Consider the following 18,787-nt stretch of genomic DNA (forward strand, 5'->3'; position numbering starts at 1 on the left):
GTAACCAGGTAGAAGAGCGGAGCCCGGCGTCATGCGGGCAGCTTGATCCGAAGAGGGCCGCAGCCGACGCGTGCCGACTCCGCGGCCACGTAGCGGGGCAGCAGCGTACGGATGTCGGCGGCGCGGTCCGTGTCCTCGGCGCGGATGAGGAAGGTGACGTCGCCCGTCTGGCACTCGGCCTGGAAGAACCCGAAGTCGTCCCGCAGGAAGCCCGAACCCGAGCCGTCGCCCACCGCCTTGACGTTGTCGCCGCCGTCGAACTTCAGCTGCCGGTACAGCTCGGCGATGCGCGGGTCCTCGACCGTCATGAGCCGCAGTGCGGGGTGACCGAAGACCACGTCGCGGTCGCAGGTCCGTACGGGGCCTTCGCCCTTGGTCACCAGCGGCGGCTTGTACTTGTCGACGTCCCGCATGCCCCGCATGTGCAGCCCCTTGATGCCGCAGACCGCGTCGGGCTTCTCGTCCTGGAAGCGGGCAGGACCGGGCAGCCGGTCCGCCGGGTCGTCGACCTTGCCCCGGCAGCCCTGTTCGGCCAGGTAGCCGTTGACGAGCCTGACCACGGCGGTGGTGAGGCGGGCGCGTTCGCCGGTGTCGACCTCTTCGTCGTAGACGGTCCAGCCGGCCTCGATGTCGATCACCAGCGGGCCGTGGCCCTCCGCCGGCCTGCCGACGCAGCCCTCCGGAACCGCGAGCCACGCGCGCGTGTCGGAGGCCATGCCCAGGAGTCCGCCGCCGAGCGGGGTCATCCGCGCGGAGAGATACTCGTCGGCCCACTTGTCGCCCGAACCGCCGAACCGGGTGTCGAGTTCATGCACCTGGGCCGTGACGCGGCGGCCGCGCGGCGACTTCAGCCGGCACAGCCCGGAGGGGCCCTCGGAGAAGATGTGGTCCGAGGTGACGGGCACGTCGGACGCCTCGATGTCCCGCTTGCCGCCGAACAGGTCCGCCACGTCGTCCTCGCTGAGCGCGCCCCAGCACGCCGCTGCCTCCTCGAAGGGGCCCGCCTGCGCCTGCCAGGCCACCCCCGCACCGCCGAGCAGCGCTCCCGCGACGGCGGCGGCGATCGCGGGCCGCAGCCGGCCGCGCGTGAGGCGGCGCCAGTGCCACCAGGGGCGGGGCGGCGCGTCGTCATTCGGGGGCACGCCGACCGTCGCACCCGCCGTCTCGTTGGTCTCGTCGGTCACTGCGGTCTCTGCGGTCTCTGCGGTCGCTGCGGTCGCTGCGGTCTCTTCGTTCCCGGTCATCCGTGGGTCCCCCCGGCTTCACTCGACGTCGTCGGTGCCACCGCCGGGCACCCGAGGCGCTGCGCCACCGCGTTGCTGAACGCCGCGAAGTGGTCCGTCGCCTCCCGCTGCGGGGAGCCCAGCATCAGGAACGTCGTCGGACGCCCCGCGCACTGGGCCCGTACGACCTGGTGGCCCTCGCCCAGGACGCCCTTGCCGCGCCAGCCGCGCGCGGGCGGCCGCTCGCCCGTCACGTCGGCGATGAGGGCGTCGACCCGGGGCTGGGCGACCATCAGGGCGTCGAGGAACTGCGCGTCGTCGCGGCCGATCCGTACCGAGCAGGACTGCATGTCGCGGGTGACCGGGCCGACTTGGTATTCCGTGTCGGATTCCGCGTCGTCACCCAGGTCGAGGTCGAGGCCCTTGATGCGGCATGCGGGGTCGGAGTAGAAGGTCTCCCGCTTCTCCGGCAGCGCGAGCAGGGGCGAGGTGACGCGCAGCGGCTCCGCCGGGGCGCAACCCGCCTTCTCCATGCCCTGGTTGGCTGCCGCCACCAGAAGTTCGGCGACGGTGCGCGAGCCGCCCAGGTCCACCGTCCTCGGCAGCGCCTCGTCCGGCTCCGAGCGCTCCCGCGCGTCGAGGGTGACCGCGACCGGCCGCCCGTCGCGCGTGTCGCACCGCTTCGGCAGCACAAGGAGGCCGCGGTCGGCGTCGACGGCGCCGGGCAGTCCGTCCGGCAGCGGCATCGCACCGTCACCGAGGTAACCGACCAGCCACTCCAGGCGGTCCTGCGCCCCCTTGGGCGCCCGGCCGTAGGTCACCGTGACCGTGGTGTCCTGGACGCCCGTGTCGCCGTCGGAGAAAGTGTGTCTTGAGCGCACGGCCAGGGTGCACGTGCCCGCCGGCTTCCCCGCAGTGGGCGCCGCCCCCTTCGACGTACGGCTGCGTCCGTCCTCGCCCGCGAAACCGTCGTCGCCGAGGATGCCGGGACCGCTGTCCTCTTCCCAACCACCCCAGCAGTAGCGGTCCTTGACGTCCAAAGGCCCCTGGAACGCCCACGTGCCGAGCCCCGCGGCCAGCGCAAGCACCACGGCGCCCGTGACAGCCGCCCGGCGCCGTGTGCGTATGAGCCCCCGCGCCGCTCCTCGTGCGCGGCGAAACCGCCCCGCCCGTATCTCCCCCGTCACCGCGTCATCCGCCTCGCCTCGCCCGATGTGGCCGCTGATCGTATCCAGGCGGAGGCGCAGGCTCCGTCACGGGGCCCACGGCAGCCAGGCGTTGACCTCGAAGCCGCCGTCCGCCGACGTGCCGTGCTCCAGGCGCCCGCCCGCGAGCGTGGCCCGTTCGGTGAGGCCGATCAGGCCCTGGCCCGAGCCGGGAACGTGCGGCACGTCGCCGGGTGGCGGCGGGTTGCGTACGACGATGGCCAGGCCCTCGCTGGGCCGCCCCGAGACGGCGACGGTCACCTCGGCGCCGGGGGCGTGCTTGCGGGCGTTGGTCAGGGCTTCCTGGGCGATGCGGTACGCGGTGCGGCCGATCGCGGCGGGCACCTCCGCGGCATCGCCGACCCGCTGGTCGAGCGCGACCTTCATGCCCGCGTCGCGCGACTCGGCGACCAGCGTGTCCAGGGCGGCGAGGGTCGGCTGCGGGCGGCCCGATGCCTCGCCATCGCCGCCGCGCAGCACGCCGATGACCTGACGTAGATCCTGCAGCGCCTCGTGCGAGCTCTCCCGGATGACTCCGGCGGCGCGGGCGATCTCCGCACGGGGTGCGTCGGGGCGGAACTCCAGGGCGCCGGCGTGCACGCTGAGCAGGGTGAGGCGGTGGGCCAGGACGTCGTGCATCTCGCGGGCGATGTCCTCGCGGGCCAGACGCTGGGCCTGTTCGGCACGGAGCGCGGCCTCGTTCTCGGCACGGATGGCACTGTCGCGCAGGCTGAGCAGCAGCTGCCTGCGGGAGCGCACGAACATGCCCCAGCCGATGACGGAGGCGCTGAGCAGGACGCCGAGCAGGGCGGAGACCACGTACGGAAGATCGGGATCGGGCCGCACCAAGTAGAACAACGGCACGAGGGCGATCGAGATCCCGCCCACCCAGGCGACGTACCGGAAGGGTCGGTGCACCGCCAGCGTGAACAGGGCCACCACGGCCGCGCCGCCCGCCGATTCGGAGACCACGCTGACCGGCACCATGGCGATGGCGAGGCCGAGCGGCCAGCGTCTGCGCAGCCAGACCGCGGCGCAGGCGAGCGCGCCGACCAGCTGGTCGAGCGCGGCGGCGCCCTCGGAGAGCTCCGGGTTCCCTGAGACCGAATCCGCGCCCAGCAGGCCGATGAAGACGGCCACGAAGAAGCAGGCGAAGTCGACCAGCCAGTCGCGCACGGTCCGCTTGTGCCTGCGCCCCGCGCGACCGTCCGGGTCGAGCTCCGCGGCGATGGCCGACGGCAGCGCCCATGGACTTCTGGCCAAGGGATACCGCGTGGGTTCATTGCCGCTCATGGTCGATAAATCTACGCACCGCGGCGGGCGCCGGACGCCCATCGGACGTGATCGGCTACGAAAGTCGCACGGGTCGAGACTTTCGGCGGAGCGGGCGGGAAGAAGCCTCGCCCCGTGGCCGATGTGCGTGGGGAGTCCACGGGGCGAGGCTCTTCGGTATGAAGCAGGTACTTGAGGTCTTCGGCGTCCTTCTCCTGATCCAGGGCGTGGCCGCCCTGGTGCACGAGCTGACCGGCCGGTTCGACGGCTGGGGCATCGTGCGGCGGATCGGGTTCCTCGACGGATACGAGATCTACGCGGGCGTCACGCTCATCGCGCTGGCGTTCGCGCTGTTCGCGGCCGCGGGGAGCCGGAAGGGGCGCTAGAGGGCCTTCGCGGTCAGCAGGCGTAGTCCACCAGGTCGAAGGACTCGTAGTGGTCCGCCGTGTAGTAGTCCTCCTGGTTCTCCTCACCGGTCACGATGCGGCGCGCGCCGCGGTCCGGTGAGCCAGGGGTCTTGACCGTGTACTCGTGGTAGTAGCCGGAGCTCTGCGAGGGCAGGATGCCTTCCCTGTTCTGGAAGACCGTGCCGTCCTGCGGATACGGGTAGGGGCCGCCCGCCTCGATCAGGTCGAGGGTGTCGTGCGCCTGGGAGGGCAGGGCGGAGTAGCAGATGTCGCCGACGGCGGTGATGGAGTACGACGCCGACGTGGGGGCCGGGGCCGATGCCGGCGCCGCGTTCGCGGAGACGGCGACAGGGCCGCCGACGAGCAGGGCGGCGGCGAGGGCTGTGACGCTGACGATTCGTGGGGGGATTCGCATGGGTCCAGTGTGACGCGCGTAGAGGTTGTCGTGTCAACTTCAAGTGCGGTGAATTTTCCGGGAGTTAACCGTGCGCCGCCCACGGTTCGTCAGTCCTTCTTCGCGGCGGCGTCCTTCTTGGCGGCTGCGTCCTTCTTCGCGGCGGCGATGCGGTGCTCCGCCATGTACTCACGCATCCGAAGGCTGGTGGACCCGCTGGTGTAGAGCACGGCGCCGCCGACCGAGAGCGGCACGGACAGTCCCAGCCAGGCCAGCATCTCGGGCCAACGGCGCTGGGCGCGGCAGTCGTCCCGCGTCTCGCCCTCCGCCCAGGTCGGGGCGTCCCCCTCGTAGAAGAGCACCGACGAGCACTTGCGGCTGCTGGGATAGTCGTCGTCCCCGTCGCCGAACGGCACCATCAGCTGGTACGCGAGCACGACCCAGATGACGCCCGCCAGGAACAGCAGCACGCCGCCCCAGTTACGGCGCTTCTCCGCGCTCGCCGCGAACCGCTGCTCGAAGTACTCGTTCATGAGCCTCCCCCTCCTTGATCGACCACGGAACGTATCACCGCGCCCGACGCCCCCAGCTGGTCCCCACCAGAACCAGCACACCTCCCACCAGACCCACCACACCCAGCCGTTCGCCGCCCACCGCGATCCCGACCGCGGCCGCCCACAGCGGCTCCGTGCCGAGCAGCAGGCTCACGCGCGAGGGAGAGGTCCTGCGCACCGCCCACATCTGTACGAAGAAGGCGAAGAGCGTGCAGAACACGGAGAGGAAGAGCAGCCCCGCCCACTCGCGTACGCCGAAGTCCGCGGCGACGGACCACGGGCTCTCCCCCGTGCCCGCGCCGGCGAGCACCGCGAACACGGCCACGGCTGAGCCGAGTTGGACGGTGGTGAGGGAGAGCGAGTCGGCATCCTGGACGGCCTTGATGCGTGACATCGCCAGGACGTGCAGCGTGCGGGCGAGCGCCGCCAGCAGGATCAGGCCGTCGCCCAGCGAGGGCCGCGTGAAGCCGCCGCCCTGGGTCAGCAGGACCACGCCGAGTACGGAGAGTCCCGCCGCCGCGAGGAAGGCGCGCGGCGGCCGCTTCCGGGTCACCGCGGCCTCGGCGAGCGGGGTGAAGATCATGGTGAGGCTGATGATGAGGCCCGCGTTGGTCGCCGAGGTGTGGACGACTCCGTAGGTCTCCAGGAGGAAGATTCCGCCCAGGATCAGCCCGAGCGTCCCCGCGCCGCGCCACTGCGGCGCCGTCAGCGCGCGCAGCCCCCGCCATCCCGCCGCCACGAGCGCCGGAAGCACGATGCCGAAGCGCAGCACCAGGACGGCGATGACGGTGTGCGTGGTCGTGATGCCCTTCGCCGCGAGGTAGCTGGCGCCCCAGACGACGGCCACCAGCAGAACGGGCAGATCGGTGAACCAGGCGGGGCGCGCGGTGGGCGCGGCGGGCGCGGCGAGCGTCGACACGGGGAGCGGTCTCCAACGGATGCGGCGGTGTGGAGACTTCGGTGGCTCTCACGTGGGTCGATCACCGTATCCGGAGGAGCGCTCCGCGGGAAGAGCGGTACTCGTCTGCGGGTCCGTCGTGGCTGGTCGCGCCCACGCGGCGGAGCCGCACATGTCACAGCCCCGCGCCCCTTCGGGCGCCGCCAACGCCTAGTAGGTGCCGTACTCAGGACGCCCCGCGCGCTCGTACGTGCTGATGACGACGCCCGTCGAAGTCACGCTCGACGCAGTCGTCCTGAACGAGGTGGGCAAGCCGCCCTCTACGAAGAGGCGCTTACCGGTGCCGAGGGTCACAGGGAACGTCAGCAGGTGGATCGTGTCGATCAGGTCGTGCGCGAGGAGGGACTGCGCGAGGCCCGCGCTGCCGTGCAGTTGGAGCTCGCGGCCCGGCTGCTCCTTGAGGAGGGCGACGTCCTTGGCGATGTCCTCGCGCCCGATGAGGTGGGTGTTCTCCCAGTCGCTGCCGGTGAGCGTGGTGGTGGCCACGTACTTGGGCAGCGTGTTGAGCCGGGAGGCGACCGGGTCGGCCGGGTCGGTCATCTTGGGCCAGTACGAGGCGAAGATGTCGTACGTACGCCGCCCGAGCAGGAAGGCGTCGGCGCGGTCGAAGACGCCGTTGATGAACCGGCCGAAGTCGTCGTCGCCGAAGGGCACCGACCAGCCGCCGTGTTCGAAGCCGCCGACGCGGTCCTCCTCCGGGCCGCCGGGCGCCTGGATGACGCCGTCGAGGGTCTGGAACTGGGTGAGCGTGAGCTTCATGGCGAGGCCTCTCTTATGGGTGCGTGCCGCCTCTGCGGTTCCTTCACCTACTCAGACCCTGCGCCTGCCCGGAAGTCATCGCACCCCGGCGGACCCCCGGGAAATCGCTGTCCAATTCCCGCCAGCGATGGCACGCGCCGCCCGCTTCCATTGAAACCGCAAGCACTTCTCTCGCTCTGTAGATTCTGTAGATGATGAGGTTTCGACATGTCTTCACTGACCGGTAAGACGGCCCTGGTCACCGGCGGCAGCCGCGGCATCGGCGCGGCGATCGCGTTGCGGCTTGCCCAGCAGGGTGCCGATGTGGCGATCACGTACGTCCATGGGGAGGCCGCCGCTCTCGATGTCGTCGCCAAGATCGAGTCGGCGGGGCGGCGGGGGTTCGCCATCAAGGCGGATGCGGCTGATCCCGGGGACGCGGCGGGCGCGGTGGAGCGCGCGGCGGATGATCTGGGCCGGCTCGACATCCTGGTGAACAACGCGGGCATCGGAGTGCTCGGCCCCATCGGGGACTTGGCGCTCGCCGATGTCGACCGGGTGCTCGACATCAACGTACGCGCGGTGTTCCTCGCCTCGCAGGCGGCGGCAGGGCGGCTTGCCGACGGGGGCCGGATCATCTCGACAGGCTCGGCGCTCGCGCGGTTCGCGGGCGGGCCCGGCGGGACGCTGTACGCGATGAGCAAGGCGGCGCTCGCGGGGATGAGCAAGCCGCTGGCGCGGGAGCTCGCGGGCCGCGGGATCACGGTGAACGTGGTGCATCCCGGGGCGATCGACACGGACATGAACCCGGCGGACGGCCCGTTCGCCGAACCGCAGCGAGCGGCCACGGCACTGGCCCGCTTCGGCTCCGCCGACGAGGTGGCTTCGCTCGTCGCCTATCTGGCGGGGGAGGAAGCGGGGTTCATCACGGGGGCGGAGCTGGTGGCGGACGGGGGGTATGGGGCGTAGGGGCGGCCCCGCTCCTCAAACGCCGGAGGGCTAAAGGGACTTAGCCCGTCCGGCGTTTGAGGACGAACTCGGCGGAGCCGGTGATCGACGGTGCGGAACTAGCCGCCCAGCTCCTGGTGGCGCGCGGTCAGGGCGACCCCGCCCGCCTCCGTCAAGGAGCCGAACAGCCGCAGCCGCGAGATGCCGCCGTCCGGGAAGATGTCGATGCGGACGTGCGTGCCCACCGCCGGGGTGTCCAGGACGAAGCGGTGGTTCGTGTCGGGCTGCAGGCGGGTGCGGGGCAGGGCCTCGACCCATGCGCCGTCCTCGCCGCCGTCACGTACCGAAAGAGACGCCCAGCCAGCCGAGTTGCCCTTCAGGTAGGCCGTGTCGATCTCGACGGCGCGGATCTCCGACTGGGCGACCAGCTGGTAGCGGATCCAGTCGTTTCCGGTGTCGCGGCGGCGGCGCGTCTCCCAGCCGTCGTCCATCTTGCGGGAGCGGCCCGGCTGGATGGTGTTGGTGGCCGGGGAGTAGAAGCGGTCGGAGGCGTCCTCGACCTGGCCGCCGTTCTCCAGGGCGACGACGTCGAACGTGCCGAGCGCCGCGAGCCACTTGGGGTCGGCGACGACCTCGCCGTAGACGCGGAGCCGGGCGATGCCGCCGTCGGGGTGCTGGTTGATCCGCAGGTGCGTGAAGCGCTGCTCGACGTCCACGGCGAAGCCGTTCGCCGCGTGGCCGCCGACCGGCGTGCGGGGCACGAGGGTCGTCCACTTCACGTCGTCGGCGAGAAGCTCGTCCGGCGTCGGCGAACCGGCGACCGATGCGGCCTCGACGGAGACGGCCTGCGGGTAGTTGCCGCGGAAGTGGGCGGTGTCGATGACGATGCCGCGTACGACGCCGGGGGCCCCGAGGCGTACGAGCGCCCAGTCGTGGTCCTCGGCGGTCGGCCACGGGTGCTCGGCGGAGACGCCACGACGGCGGCGGGTCTCCCAGCCGTCCATGACCTTGCCCTTGTGCCCGAAGTGCTCCGGGTCGAACTCGGCGGCGCCCGCCAGGAGCAGGTTCTCGCGCATCGCGAAGAACTCGTCGTTGGCGGCGATGACACCGGCGCCGAGCTGGCGGTCCGCCAGGTTCGCGTACTGCGTGAAGGGGAAGTCGGCGGTGCGGTAGTCCGCGTACGGGTCGCCGCCGCCGTAGGGGCTCGCGTCGCCGGTGAAGCTGGGTATCGCCGTCACAGTGATCAGTTCTTCCTTTCCAGAAGTCGGCCTGCGGGTTCGCTGAACTCGCCGCCGTGCAGGATGCGTTCGCCGCGCAGCCAGGTGGACTTCACGACGCCGCTGAGGGTCTTGCCCGCGTACGCCGTGACTCGGTTCCGGTGCTGCAGCTCCGCGGGGTCCACGGTGAAGGTCTCGTCGGGCGCGAGGACCGCGAAGTCGGCGTCGCGGCCGGCCTCGATGGCGCCCTTCTGGTCGAGTCCGACCAGTTCGGAGGTGCGCGTCGACATCCAGCGCACCACGTCCTCGAGGCTGTGGCCGCGCTTGCGGGCCTCGGTCCAGATGGCGGGGAGGCTGAGCTGGAGCCCGGAGATGCCGCCCCACGCGGTCGCGAAGTCGTCGGTCTTGAGGTCCGCGGTGGACGGGGAGTGGTCCGTCACGATGCAGTCGATGGTGCCGTCGGCGAGCGCGGCCCAGAGCAGGTCCTGGTTGGCGGCCTCGCGGATGGGCGGGCAGCACTTGAACTCGCTTGCCCCGTCCGGGACTTCCTCCGCGGTGAGGGTGAGGTAGTGCGGGCAGGTCTCGACGGTGAGCTTGACGCCCTCGCGCCTGGCGGCGGCGATCAGCGGCAGCGCGTCCGACGACGACAGGTGCAGTACGTGGATACGGGCGCCGAGCCGCTTGGCCTGGGCGATGAGGCCCTCGATCGCGACGTCCTCGGAGACGCGCGGCCGGGTGTCCAGGTAGTCCGTGTACTTGGGGCCGCTCTTGTGCGGGGCGGCGTCCAGCTCGTGCGGGTCCTCGGCGTGCACGATCAGCAGTCCGCCGAAGCCGGCGATCTCGGCCATGGAGGCGGCGAGCTGGTCCTGGTCCAGATGCGGGAACTCGTCCACACCCGAAGGCGAGAGGAAGCACTTGAAGCCGTAGACACCTGCGTCGTGCAGGGGCTTGAGGTCCCGGACGTTGTCGGGCAGGGCGCCGCCCCAGAAGCCGATGTCGATGTGCGCCTTGGTCCGTGCGACATCCTGCTTCGTGCGCAGGTTGTCGACGGTGGTGGTCGGCGGCAGGGAGTTGAGCGGCATGTCGACGAGGGTGGTGATGCCGCCGGCGGCCGCGGCGCGCGTCGCGGTCCAGAACCCCTCCCACTCCGTGCGGCCCGGGTCGTTCACATGGACGTGCGTGTCCACCAGGCCGGGAAGCAGGACGTCGTCCCCGAAGTCTTCGAGCCGGGCACCGTCCGGTACGTCGGCGTCGTGCGCGAGCACGGCCGTGATCTTCCCGCCGGAGACCGCCACCGACGCGGCGCGGGTTCCCTCCGGGGTGATGACGCGAGTCGAGCGCAGCACCAGTTCAACGTCCACCCTCAACGCCCTCTCTTAGCTGTTGTCCGTCGCCGTTTGCCGACGTTTGCCTGTCTTTGTCCTGTCTCCGTCGTCCGTTCTCTTCCGCTACACAGACCTTTCGGTTCCGCTAAACGGAATTCAACGTTCTGTTGAATCAGTCTTCACGCCCACCCCTGACCCGTCAAGAGGCCACCTGGAACACCCTGGACGTTTCCACAAAGTGGAAATAGGATTCCGAAAGAGAGAACGTAGCTACGCACAACCGGACCGCCGAGCGATCACCGGCCGTTCCCGCGGAGAAGCGGACAAAGGCCCCCTGACCGGCCAAGACGTCTTGGCCATCACAGGACCCCGCGAAGAACCGCCCGGTAGGCTGCTGCCTTGCCCGTCAGCCCCGAAAGGACCGCGCCGTGCCGACGTCAAGCGCAAGCGACGCCTCCACCGAAGTCGCTGCCTCCAAGCCGCCCGCTGCCAGCGGTGGTGTCCAGTCCCTTGAGCGCGCCTTCGACCTGCTCGAACGGATGGCGGACGCGGGTGGCGAGGTCGGTCTCAGCGAGCTCTCCGCCAGCAGCGGCCTGCCGCTGCCCACGATCCACCGCCTGATGCGCACGCTCGTCGCCTGCGGGTACGTACGTCAGCAGCCCAACCGCCGCTACTCGCTCGGCCCGCGCCTGATCCGCCTCGGCGAATCGGCCTCGCGCCTCCTCGGCACCTGGGCGCGGCCCTACCTCGCCCGCCTGGTCGAGGAGACCGGCGAGACGGCGAACATGGCGCTGCTCGACGGGGACGAGATCGTGTACGTCGCGCAGGTGCCGTCCAAGCACTCCATGCGGATGTTCACCGAGGTGGGCCGCCGGGTCCTGCCCCACTCCACCGGCGTGGGCAAGGCCCTCCTCGCGCACACCCCGCCGGATGAGGTGCGGGCCCTGCTCGCCCGCACCGGCATGCCGGCCGCGACGGAGAAGACGATCACCACGCCCGACGGCTTCCTGGACGCGCTGGAGGAGGTCCGCAGGGCGGGGTACGCGGTCGACGACAACGAACAGGAGATCGGGGTGCGCTGCCTGGCGGTGTCGGTGCCCAACTCCCCCACATCGGCGGCCATTTCGATCTCCGGCCCGGCGGGCCGCGTGACGGAGGCAGCCGTGGACAAGATCGTCCCGGTCCTCCAGGAGGTGGCGGTGGAACTGTCCGCCGCCTTGGCAAGCTCGGGCCCGGCGGCGTAAACGCGCCCCGCGCCCCTTAAGGGGCGCGGGGAACTGCGCGACCAGCCCCGGACGGCCCGCGGATCAGATCCCTCCAGCGGTTTGATGAGCGGGGTCTGGGGCGGAGCCCCAGAAGGGCGCCTGGGGGCGGAGCCCCGATCTTGGTCACCCCCGGGTGCCCACCCGGGTGTCCGGGGGCTTGCCCCCCTCACGCGGCGGAGCCGCAAATGTCACAGCCGGGAAGGGGCGGGTTTGGGGAAGAATCCGCCGCCGTACCCCCCAGCCTCCCGTCCACCATCTCCACCACCCTGTCGGCGACGGCCAACCGCGCACGATCGTGCGTGACGAGCACCGTCGCCGTCCCCCGGTCCCGCGTGAGCCTCCCCAGCAGATCCATCACCGCGGCCCCCCGCTCATGGTCCAACGCACTGGTCGGCTCATCGACCAGCAGCACCGCAGGCGCATTCATCAGCGCCCGCGCAATGCCGACCCGCTGCCGCTGACCGCCGGACAGCTGATGCGGCCGACGGTGCGCAAGGTCGGCAAGCCCCACCTCCGACAGCAACTCCCGGGCCCCCTCCCGCACTTCCGCCGTCCGGCGGCGCCCGCGCCCGCGCCCGCCCAGATGCGTCATCAGCATCAGCTGCTCAAGCGCCGTCAGCGACGCAAGCAGATTCGGCTGCTGGAAGACGATGCCCATGCGCAGGCGCCGCAGCTCCGCCCGCTCGGCACGGGACAGCGCGCCCGTCTCCGTACCGTCGACGATGACCCGGCCCCGGTCGGGCGTCACCAGCGTCGCCGCCACCGCGAGCAGGCTGGACTTCCCGGAGCCCGAGGGCCCGACGACCGCCGTCAGCGTTCCCGCGGGGACCTCGATGCCGACGCCGTCGAGGGCGGTGAGACGCCCCTCCCCGTCCGGATACGTCAGCGTGATGTCTTCGAGGGTCAGACCGGTCGGACTCATCGGGCACTCCCCAGCGCGGTCAGCGGATCGACGGCGGTGATCCGCCGGACGGACAGGCCCGCGCCGAGCGCCCCGAGGGCGATCAGTACGGCGGCGGGCCACAGGACGGTCGGCGCATCGAGTACGAAGGGGACGTCACCGCCGCTGATCACGGAACCGACGGCCGCCGCGATCCCCGTACCCAGTGCCGTCCCGACGGCGAGCATCACCACCGCCTGCCCGAGCGCGTCCCGCAGCAGTGAGGGCGTGGACGCACCGAGTGCCTTCAGGACCGCGATGTCGCCGGCGCGCTGGATGGTCCACACAGTGAAGAACGCCCCTATCACCAGCGCGGAGATGACGAAGAGGAAGCCGCGCATCAGCTGTAGTGAACCGTTCTCCGCCTGGTAGGAGCCGATCGCGGTGAGCGCCCCGTCGAGCGTCCTGCTCTCCGTGCCCGCCGCCTTGTCCCCGGCGCCGATGTCGACGCCGTCACCCGTGCGCAGGGCGATGACCGTGGCCTGCTCGTCCAGGGACGTGCCCCGGTGGCCGAGCGCCTGCCAGTCGTCGAGCGGCGTCCACACGACGGGCGTATGGCTGTACGAGGCGTCCGACGCGACCCGCGCGACGCGCTCCTTCACCCCGCCGATGCGTACGTCGTCGCCGGGGCCGACGCCGAGGTCGGCTGCCGCCTTGTGGGAGAGCACGACCTGTCCGGGCGCGAGGCCGTCCGGCGCGATCCCGGAGTCGGGCTCGACGCCGAACGCGGACACGGCGGCCGAGCGGTCACCGGCGGTGGCGTTGAGCGTGCTGATGCCGATCGGCTCCGCGGACCGTACGCCTGGCCGGGCCGCCCAGGTCTCCCAGGCGCGCTGCTCCACCTGTGACTGGGTGAAGGAGACCGACTGACCGCCCGGTGGCGCGGCGAAGGCGAGCCGGTCGGCGGGGAGGCCGGTGATGGCGGAGGTGTTCTCCTTGGCGAGCCCGGCGGTGAGCCCGGAAAGCAGCCCCACGAGCAGAGTGATGAGCACGACGACGGCTCCCATCAGGGCGAACCGCCCCTTGGCGAACCGCAGGTCTCTCCATGCGACGAACATGCCTCAACCCTGCGGCCGCGGGGCCGCACCGGGCATCGCGCCACAGCACGCTTCACCCGAATCGAAGGAGGGAGCCCGCTTTCCAACTTTCGGTTGACGGGAAAGGACGGGCGGCCGCCTACGCTGGACGGGGCTCTGTCCAGCCCCAGCCCCCCACCGCAGGCCCTCGGCCTCCCGACCACCGCGCCCCGCGGGAGGTGACCATGAACGCCGTTCAGCGCACGCCCGTCGCGCTCGTCCTGCGGCTCTGTCTGCACGCGCTGCTCGCCGGACTGCTCGCGCTGCCCGCGGTGCGGGCCGTCGCCGACGGGGCGCCGCGCGCCGGTGCCGTCGTGGGGGCCGTCCTCGCCATGGGCGCCGTGTACGCGGCGGGCACGCTCAGCCCGGCCGTGGCGCGATCACGGCGTGCGGCCGCGGTGTGGCTCGGGGCGCTCGGCGTCTGCTGGGTGGTGCTGCTCGCCCTGTCCCCGGACGGGCTGTGGGCCGCGTTCCCGCTCTACTTCCTGCAGCTCCATCTCCTGCCGGTCCGCTGGGCGCTGCCCGCCGTCGCGCTGACCGCCGCGGCCGCCATCGCCGGCTATCTGCTGCACAGCTCGCCCGCCTCTCCCGTCTCGCCGGGCATCTTCATCGGGCCGCCGCTCGGCGCCGCCGTCGCGGTCGCCACCGTCCTCGGGTACCAGGCGCTGTACCGGGAGAGCGAGCGCCGCCGCGAGCTGATCGACGAGCTGATGGCGACGCGGGCCGAACTCGCCGCCGCGGAGCGCACCGCGGGGACCCTCGCCGAGCGTGAGCGGCTTGCCCGCGAGATCCACGACACCCTCGCCCAGGGCCTGTCCTCCATCCAGCTCCTGCTGCGCGCCGCGGGGCGCGTGCTGCCCGCGGGCTCCCCCGCCGCCCCGCACATCGAGCAGGCCCGCACCGCCGCGCAGGACAACCTCGCCGAGGCACGCCGTTTCGTGCGCGCGCTGAGCCCGCCGGACCTGGAGCACGGCTCGCTGGCCGCGGCCCTGGAGCGGCTCTCGACGTCGTCGCACGGCACCAAGGTCCAGTTCACGGTCAGCGGCACGCCCACCGAACTCCCCACCCCCTACGAGGTGGCCCTCCTGCGCACCGCCCAGTCCGCCCTCGCGAACACCGTCCGGCACGCGGAGGCGGACCGCGCCGAGATCACCCTCAGCTTCATGGACACGTCGGTGTCCCTCGACGTGGTGGACGACGGACGCGGCTTCGACCCGGCGTCCGCGCCGCGCGGCGACGGCGGATTCGGACTGCCCGCGATGCGCTCCCGGGCACGGTCGCTCGGCGGCACGCTGAGCGTGGAATCGGCCCCGGGCCAGGGCACGGCGGTGGCGGTAACGCTCCCCCTCCCGGCAACGACGTCGCCCGCTCCGCTGGAGGTCGCACAGTGACCCCATCGGCCCCCATCAGACTGCTGCTCGCCGACGACCACCCCGTGGTCCGCGCCGGGCTGCGCGCGGTCCTCGACACGGAACCGGACTTCGCCGTCGTGGCGGAGGCGCCGACGGCCGAGCAGGCGGTCTCCCTGGCCGCCACCGGCGAGTACGACGTCGTCCTGATGGACCTCCAGTTCGGCACCGGCATGCACGGCTCGCAGGCGACCGCGGCGATCACGGCGGTGCCGGGCGCGCCCCGCGTCCTGGTCCTCACCACGTACGACACGGACGCGGACATCCTCGCGGCGGTCGAGGCGGGCGCCGCGGGCTACCTCCTCAAGGACGCGCCACCGGAGGAGCTCGCCGCCGCGGTCCGCACGGCCGCGGCGGGCCAGTCGGCGCTGGCCCCCGCCATCGCGCACCGCCTGATGGACCGCATGCGGGCCCCGGGCGAGGCCCTGAGCCTCCGCGAACTGGAGGTCCTGCGACTGGTCCGCGACGGCCTCTCCAACCACCAGATCAGCAAGCAGCTGTTCCTCAGCCAGGCGACGGTGAAATCGCATCTGGTGCACATCTACGCGAAGCTGAACGTCGACTCCCGCACGGCAGCGGTCGCCGTGGCGACGGGCCGGGGCCTGATCAGGGGGGCGGGCCGCCCGTAGCCGGGAAGCCGCTGCTGTCCGGCTCGGGGGTCCAGGCACCGACCCCTTGGCCGATGGCGGGAGCGGGCGCGACGCCGCGGCGACAGGCCGGAACCCGATCAGGGCGGCGAGCGGCCCACAGCCCGGCCACCACTGCTGCCCCGCCCAGGGATCCGGCCACCGACCCCTTGGCCGATGGCGGCAGCGGACGCAACGCCGCGGCGACAGGCCGGGACTCGATCACGTAGCCGGGACGCCGCTGCTGTCCGGCTCGGGGATCCGGGCACCGACCCTTGCCCAGTGACCCGCGCGGGTATCACTTCCGGGGAGTCGGCGGGTCAGCCACCTCCCGCACACGGCCCGGCGTACGGCGCTCCCGGCGCGGAGCGAGCCCGTGTACAGCCGCCCACCCTCCACCTCACGCGCCGGTGCCGGGGCCCGGTCTCAGCCCCGTCGGTGGTCGAGGCCGTTGCCGCGTGGGTGCAGCGGGCGGAACGTGCGCGCTCCGCCGCCGCTCGCGGACCTTCCCGATACGTCGGGGAAGGGCGCCGGCGCCGAGAAGTCCGCCGCGCTGGCCTTTCGCAGGGTGCGGCGTGCGCGCTTCGGTACCGACGGGCCCGGGACCGTCATCACCGGGCAGCCCGCGTGCGCGTGCACGTGGCGGCCTGTTCTGCTCCAGCGGCGTCTCGTGCCCAGGACGAGCAGGTCGTCCCCGCGCTGCACGAGGCCGCACAGCGCGCGGCCGGGCCTGTCGCGCACCACCCGGCGTTCGACGGACACTCCCTGCGGCGCCCCACCGAACGCCTCCTCGAAGGCCCGGTCCAGGGTCGCCCGCGCCTCGGCCTCCCAGTGGCGGGCCCACGCCCGGTCCGGGCGACGGGCATACAGCCCCTCCCCCTCCGGCGGCTCCCACGCGATCACCGCCACAAGGATCCGCCCCGCGCGCCGCGCCTCCCCCGCCGCCGCTCGCAGCGCCGCGAGGCTCGCCAGCGATCCGCTCACCCCGACCACAACCCGCGCTCCCATGCCGCACACCTCCCCGTCAGCCACCGCACCAGGCCAATGCGGCGTAACGGTCCCGATTCTGTACGCTGATTGGCCTGGCCAGCAGGGCCAATCAGCGGGAGGTGGCATGGCAGACGTACGAGGGATCCACGATGTGGACCGGCGCCTGGGCAGCGGGCGGCTGTCCGCGCTCGTGACCGGCACGGCCGGGGAACGCCCCGGCTACCGTGCGCTCGCCCACGGCGTCCGCACCCTCCTCCTGGACGGCCGCATCCCCCTGCGCACCCGCCTGCCCGCCGAGCGCGAGCTCGCCACGGCCCTGGGCGTCAGCAGGGCCACCGTCACCGCGGCGTACGACCTGCTGCGCGAGGGCGGCTTCGCCCGCAGCCGGCGCGGCGCGGGCACCTGGACCGAGCTGCCCGACGGCCGGCGTCCCGCGGGCGTGGCCGCGTTCCCCGTGGGGGACGGCATGCTCGACCTGGCGGTGGCGGCGCCCGGCGCGCCCGAGGCGGAGCTGGGCGAGGCCCTTGCCGCGGCCGGTGCCGCGCTGCCCCGGCACGCGTCGACCCCGGGCTACCACCCTTACGGTCTCCCGGAGTTGAGGGAAGCCGTGGCCGAGCGGTTCACGCGGCGCGGGCTTCCGACGATCCCCGACCAGATCCTGATCACCACCGGCGCCCAGCACGCGCTGTCCCTCACCCTCGCCCTGCTCGGCAGGCCGGGCGACCGCGTCCTGGTCGAGAACCCCTCGTACCCCAACGCCCTGGACGCGATCCGCCGCGCGGGGCTGCGCGCCACGCCCGTGCCGGTCACCGACACCGGCTGGGACACCGGGCTCGTGGAGTCGACGCTCCGTCAGGCGGCGCCCCGTATCGCGTACTTGGTGCCCGACTTCCAGAATCCCACCGGCAGTCTGATGCCGCGTGAGCAGCGGCTGCGCGTCCTGGAGACGGCCCGCGCCACCGGCAGCTGGCTGCTGATCGACGAGACGATCGCCGACATCGCGCTCGACGGCCCGCCGCCCGCGCCCTTCGCCTCGCTCGCGCCGCACGGCGTGGGTGAACAGGTCGTCACCGTCGGCTCGTTGAGCAAGACGCACTGGGGCGGGCTGCGGATCGGCTGGGTGCGTGCGGGGTCACGGCTGATCACGGAGCTTGCGATGGCGCGGGTGCCGTCCGACATGGCGACCCCGGTGATCGACCAGCTGGTCGCGGTGGAGCTGATCGCGGGCATGGACGAGGTGCTGCGGGAGCGGCTGCCGCGGCTGCGGGCGCAGCGGGACGCGCTGGCCGCGGCGCTCTCCCGTCATCTTCCCGAGTGGCGCTGGAAGTTGCCGCCGGGCGGGCTTTCCCTGTGGGTGGACCTGGGGCGTCCGATCTCCTCGGCGCTGGCCGAGGCGGCGCTGGACCACGGGGTGCGGATCGAGGGCGGGGCCCGCTTCGGCGCGGACCCCGGCACGCATGAACACCGGCTGCGGATTCCGTACACGTTGCCTGCGGCGCTGGGCGAGGAGGCTGTGCTGAGGCTGGCTGCGGCGCTGGACGGGGGCAGCCTCGTTGCCCCCTCCGCAGCGGGAGCGCCTCGCCATTGGGTGGCCTGAACTCTCGGTATCCCTCACCGCCCCTCCATCGGCACCCGGCGGCTGCCCGTTGTGCCCACCCGTTCCGCCGTGCGGAACGCCTGCCCACAACGGGGAGGGGGCAGGCGGCTGCGGGGTAATCGGGTGGGCGGGTGGGAGACCCCGCCGCGGAGCGGCGGGGGTTCAGGACTACCCCCGGCCCTGCTCCCCGAAGAGGTCCACCGCGCCGCGGACCGCGGCAAGCCCCGCCGCCAGTGCGCTCACCGAGCCGATCGCAGCCGCGACCAGCAGAAGCGACCGCCGCAGCCGGGGGGCCTCCGGCGCACCGCTCACCGCCATCGCGGCCAACGCCGCCAACTCGTCCTCGGCGATACCCCGGTCGGGGAACTCGGCCGGATGCGCGGCGAGCTCGCGGCGCAGCCGCGCCACCGCGGTACGCAGCTCCGCCACTCGCGGATCCTCGTCGCTGCCGGTCACTCGCCTCTGCCCCATGCTCTGCAACACAGCTCTCCCCCTCGCACTCCGTCGTGCGCGTGTTCTCGTGCAGTTCGTGCCGCCCCCGCACAGGCGCTGGTCAGACACCAGGGGGACGCGGGCCAGTAAACGCCACAGGAAGCGGGACGCGCCACTTTGCGGTCGGAAGACCGGCCCCGCGGTGCGGTAT

General features: G+C 72.5%; 19 protein-coding genes. 6 read left to right on the plus strand and 13 right to left on the minus strand.

Annotated elements, in window-relative coordinates:
• Positions 1–29: 29 nt before the first annotated feature.
• The 3 genes from AB0G47_RS06525 to AB0G47_RS06535 form a co-directional block, all read right to left on the minus strand.
• Positions 30–1,244 (minus strand): hypothetical protein, encoded by a 1,215-nt coding sequence (locus tag AB0G47_RS06525; protein ID WP_360764674.1) that lies wholly within the window; start codon positions 1,242–1,244, stop codon positions 30–32.
• On the minus strand, positions 1,241–2,314 hold the full coding sequence (locus tag AB0G47_RS06530) for a hypothetical protein (RefSeq protein WP_360764675.1): 1,074 nt from the start codon (positions 2,312–2,314) through the stop codon (positions 1,241–1,243). The genes AB0G47_RS06525 and AB0G47_RS06530 overlap by 4 nt, the downstream gene beginning before the upstream one ends.
• A 162-nt stretch (positions 2,315–2,476) precedes the next feature.
• Entirely contained in the window at positions 2,477–3,721 is a 1,245-nt protein-coding gene (locus tag AB0G47_RS06535) for a histidine kinase (RefSeq protein WP_360764677.1), read from the minus strand.
• Between the two features lie 158 nt (positions 3,722–3,879).
• Between AB0G47_RS06535 and AB0G47_RS06540 the strand changes: the two genes are divergently transcribed.
• Positions 3,880–4,086 carry a hypothetical protein gene (locus tag AB0G47_RS06540; RefSeq protein WP_360764679.1) on the plus strand — a complete coding sequence of 69 codons (207 nt, stop codon included), beginning with the start codon at positions 3,880–3,882 and terminating at the stop codon, positions 4,084–4,086.
• A 13-nt stretch (positions 4,087–4,099) separates the two neighbouring features.
• Here AB0G47_RS06540 and AB0G47_RS06545 read toward each other — a convergent pair whose 3' ends face one another.
• The 4 genes from AB0G47_RS06545 to AB0G47_RS06560 form a co-directional block, all read right to left on the minus strand.
• Positions 4,100–4,522, minus strand: coding sequence for a ribonuclease (locus AB0G47_RS06545; RefSeq protein WP_360764681.1), 423 nt, complete (start codon positions 4,520–4,522; stop codon positions 4,100–4,102).
• Positions 4,523–4,611: 89 nt separating this feature from the next.
• Entirely contained in the window at positions 4,612–5,034 is a 423-nt protein-coding gene (locus tag AB0G47_RS06550) for a hypothetical protein (RefSeq protein WP_360764683.1), read from the minus strand.
• Positions 5,035–5,068: 34 nt separating this feature from the next.
• Positions 5,069–5,974 (minus strand): DMT family transporter, encoded by a 906-nt coding sequence (locus tag AB0G47_RS06555; RefSeq protein ID WP_360764685.1) that lies wholly within the window; start codon positions 5,972–5,974, stop codon positions 5,069–5,071.
• Between the two features lie 189 nt (positions 5,975–6,163).
• Positions 6,164–6,772 carry a dihydrofolate reductase family protein gene (locus tag AB0G47_RS06560; protein ID WP_360764687.1) on the minus strand — a complete coding sequence of 203 codons (609 nt, stop codon included), beginning with the start codon at positions 6,770–6,772 and terminating at the stop codon, positions 6,164–6,166.
• Positions 6,773–6,979: 207 nt separating this feature from the next.
• Between AB0G47_RS06560 and AB0G47_RS06565 the strand changes: the two genes are divergently transcribed.
• A complete protein-coding gene (locus AB0G47_RS06565; protein WP_360764689.1) occupies positions 6,980–7,720 on the plus strand; it encodes an SDR family oxidoreductase in 741 nt (246 codons plus the stop codon).
• A gap of 98 nt (positions 7,721–7,818) precedes the next feature.
• On the opposite strand, the gene alc is transcribed toward AB0G47_RS06565, so the two are convergent.
• Both alc and allB read right to left on the minus strand, forming a co-directional pair.
• A complete protein-coding gene (gene alc, locus AB0G47_RS06570; RefSeq protein WP_360764691.1) occupies positions 7,819–8,937 on the minus strand; it encodes an allantoicase in 1,119 nt (372 codons plus the stop codon).
• Between the two features lie 5 nt (positions 8,938–8,942).
• The gene (gene allB / locus AB0G47_RS06575) at positions 8,943–10,277 is read right to left on the minus strand and encodes an allantoinase AllB (RefSeq protein ID WP_360764693.1); all 1,335 of its coding nucleotides are present in this window, start codon (positions 10,275–10,277) and stop codon (positions 8,943–8,945) included.
• A gap of 392 nt (positions 10,278–10,669) precedes the next feature.
• Between allB and AB0G47_RS06580 the strand changes: the two genes are divergently transcribed.
• Positions 10,670–11,485 (plus strand): IclR family transcriptional regulator, encoded by an 816-nt coding sequence (locus tag AB0G47_RS06580; protein WP_360764695.1) that lies wholly within the window; start codon positions 10,670–10,672, stop codon positions 11,483–11,485.
• A 187-nt stretch (positions 11,486–11,672) separates the two neighbouring features.
• On the opposite strand, the gene AB0G47_RS06585 is transcribed toward AB0G47_RS06580, so the two are convergent.
• Together AB0G47_RS06585 and AB0G47_RS06590 are read right to left on the minus strand one after the other, a co-directional pair.
• A complete protein-coding gene (locus tag AB0G47_RS06585) occupies positions 11,673–12,428 on the minus strand; it encodes an ABC transporter ATP-binding protein (RefSeq protein ID WP_360764698.1) in 756 nt (251 codons plus the stop codon).
• Positions 12,425–13,504, minus strand: coding sequence for an FtsX-like permease family protein (locus AB0G47_RS06590; protein WP_360764700.1), 1,080 nt, complete (start codon positions 13,502–13,504; stop codon positions 12,425–12,427). The genes AB0G47_RS06585 and AB0G47_RS06590 overlap by 4 nt, the downstream gene beginning before the upstream one ends.
• 203 nt (positions 13,505–13,707) lie before the next feature.
• Between AB0G47_RS06590 and AB0G47_RS06595 the strand changes: the two genes are divergently transcribed.
• Positions 13,708–14,913 (plus strand): sensor histidine kinase, encoded by a 1,206-nt coding sequence (locus AB0G47_RS06595; RefSeq protein ID WP_360764702.1) that lies wholly within the window; start codon positions 13,708–13,710, stop codon positions 14,911–14,913.
• Positions 14,910–15,560: a response regulator transcription factor gene (locus tag AB0G47_RS06600; RefSeq protein ID WP_360764704.1), complete on the plus strand. Its 651-nt coding sequence runs from the start codon at positions 14,910–14,912 to the stop codon at positions 15,558–15,560. The genes AB0G47_RS06595 and AB0G47_RS06600 overlap by 4 nt, the downstream gene beginning before the upstream one ends.
• 423 nt (positions 15,561–15,983) lie before the next feature.
• On the opposite strand, the gene AB0G47_RS06605 is transcribed toward AB0G47_RS06600, so the two are convergent.
• Positions 15,984–16,565, minus strand: coding sequence for a universal stress protein (locus AB0G47_RS06605; protein ID WP_360764706.1), 582 nt, complete (start codon positions 16,563–16,565; stop codon positions 15,984–15,986).
• Positions 16,566–16,671: 106 nt separating this feature from the next.
• On the opposite strand from AB0G47_RS06605, the gene AB0G47_RS06610 reads away from it, so the two are divergent.
• Positions 16,672–18,144 carry a PLP-dependent aminotransferase family protein gene (locus AB0G47_RS06610; RefSeq protein WP_360764708.1) on the plus strand — a complete coding sequence of 491 codons (1,473 nt, stop codon included), beginning with the start codon at positions 16,672–16,674 and terminating at the stop codon, positions 18,142–18,144.
• A 168-nt stretch (positions 18,145–18,312) separates the two neighbouring features.
• Here the strand turns inward: AB0G47_RS06610 and AB0G47_RS06615 are convergent, their stop codons facing one another.
• Complete coding sequence (locus tag AB0G47_RS06615) at positions 18,313–18,615, minus strand: DUF5955 family protein (RefSeq protein ID WP_360764710.1); 303 nt, start codon at positions 18,613–18,615, stop codon at positions 18,313–18,315.
• Positions 18,616–18,787 lie beyond the last annotated feature (172 nt).

Origin of the sequence: Streptomyces sp. NPDC021622, assembly GCF_040640795.1 — a bacterium.
Classification (GTDB): domain Bacteria; phylum Actinomycetota; class Actinomycetes; order Streptomycetales; family Streptomycetaceae; genus Streptomyces.

Bases quoted from the DNA above. Each gene is read 5' to 3' on its own strand.
- AB0G47_RS06525 (WP_360764674.1), bottom strand. From the start codon at position 1,244: ATGACCGGGAACGAAGAGACCGCAGCGACCGCAGCGACCGCAGAGACC.
- AB0G47_RS06535 (WP_360764677.1), bottom strand. From the start codon at position 3,721: ATGAGCGGCAATGAACCCACGCGGTATCCCTTGGCCAGAAGTCCATGG.
- AB0G47_RS06540 (WP_360764679.1), top strand. From the start codon at position 3,880: ATGAAGCAGGTACTTGAGGTCTTCGGCGTCCTTCTCCTGATCCAGGGC.
- AB0G47_RS06545 (WP_360764681.1), bottom strand. From the start codon at position 4,522: ATGCGAATCCCCCCACGAATCGTCAGCGTCACAGCCCTCGCCGCCGCC.
- AB0G47_RS06550 (WP_360764683.1), bottom strand. From the start codon at position 5,034: ATGAACGAGTACTTCGAGCAGCGGTTCGCGGCGAGCGCGGAGAAGCGC.
- AB0G47_RS06560 (WP_360764687.1), bottom strand. From the start codon at position 6,772: ATGAAGCTCACGCTCACCCAGTTCCAGACCCTCGACGGCGTCATCCAG.
- AB0G47_RS06565 (WP_360764689.1), top strand. From the start codon at position 6,980: ATGTCTTCACTGACCGGTAAGACGGCCCTGGTCACCGGCGGCAGCCGC.
- AB0G47_RS06585 (WP_360764698.1), bottom strand. From the start codon at position 12,428: ATGAGTCCGACCGGTCTGACCCTCGAAGACATCACGCTGACGTATCCG.
- AB0G47_RS06590 (WP_360764700.1), bottom strand. From the start codon at position 13,504: ATGTTCGTCGCATGGAGAGACCTGCGGTTCGCCAAGGGGCGGTTCGCC.
- AB0G47_RS06595 (WP_360764702.1), top strand. From the start codon at position 13,708: ATGAACGCCGTTCAGCGCACGCCCGTCGCGCTCGTCCTGCGGCTCTGT.
- AB0G47_RS06605 (WP_360764706.1), bottom strand. From the start codon at position 16,565: ATGGGAGCGCGGGTTGTGGTCGGGGTGAGCGGATCGCTGGCGAGCCTC.
- AB0G47_RS06610 (WP_360764708.1), top strand. From the start codon at position 16,672: ATGGCAGACGTACGAGGGATCCACGATGTGGACCGGCGCCTGGGCAGC.
- AB0G47_RS06615 (WP_360764710.1), bottom strand. From the start codon at position 18,615: ATGGGGCAGAGGCGAGTGACCGGCAGCGACGAGGATCCGCGAGTGGCG.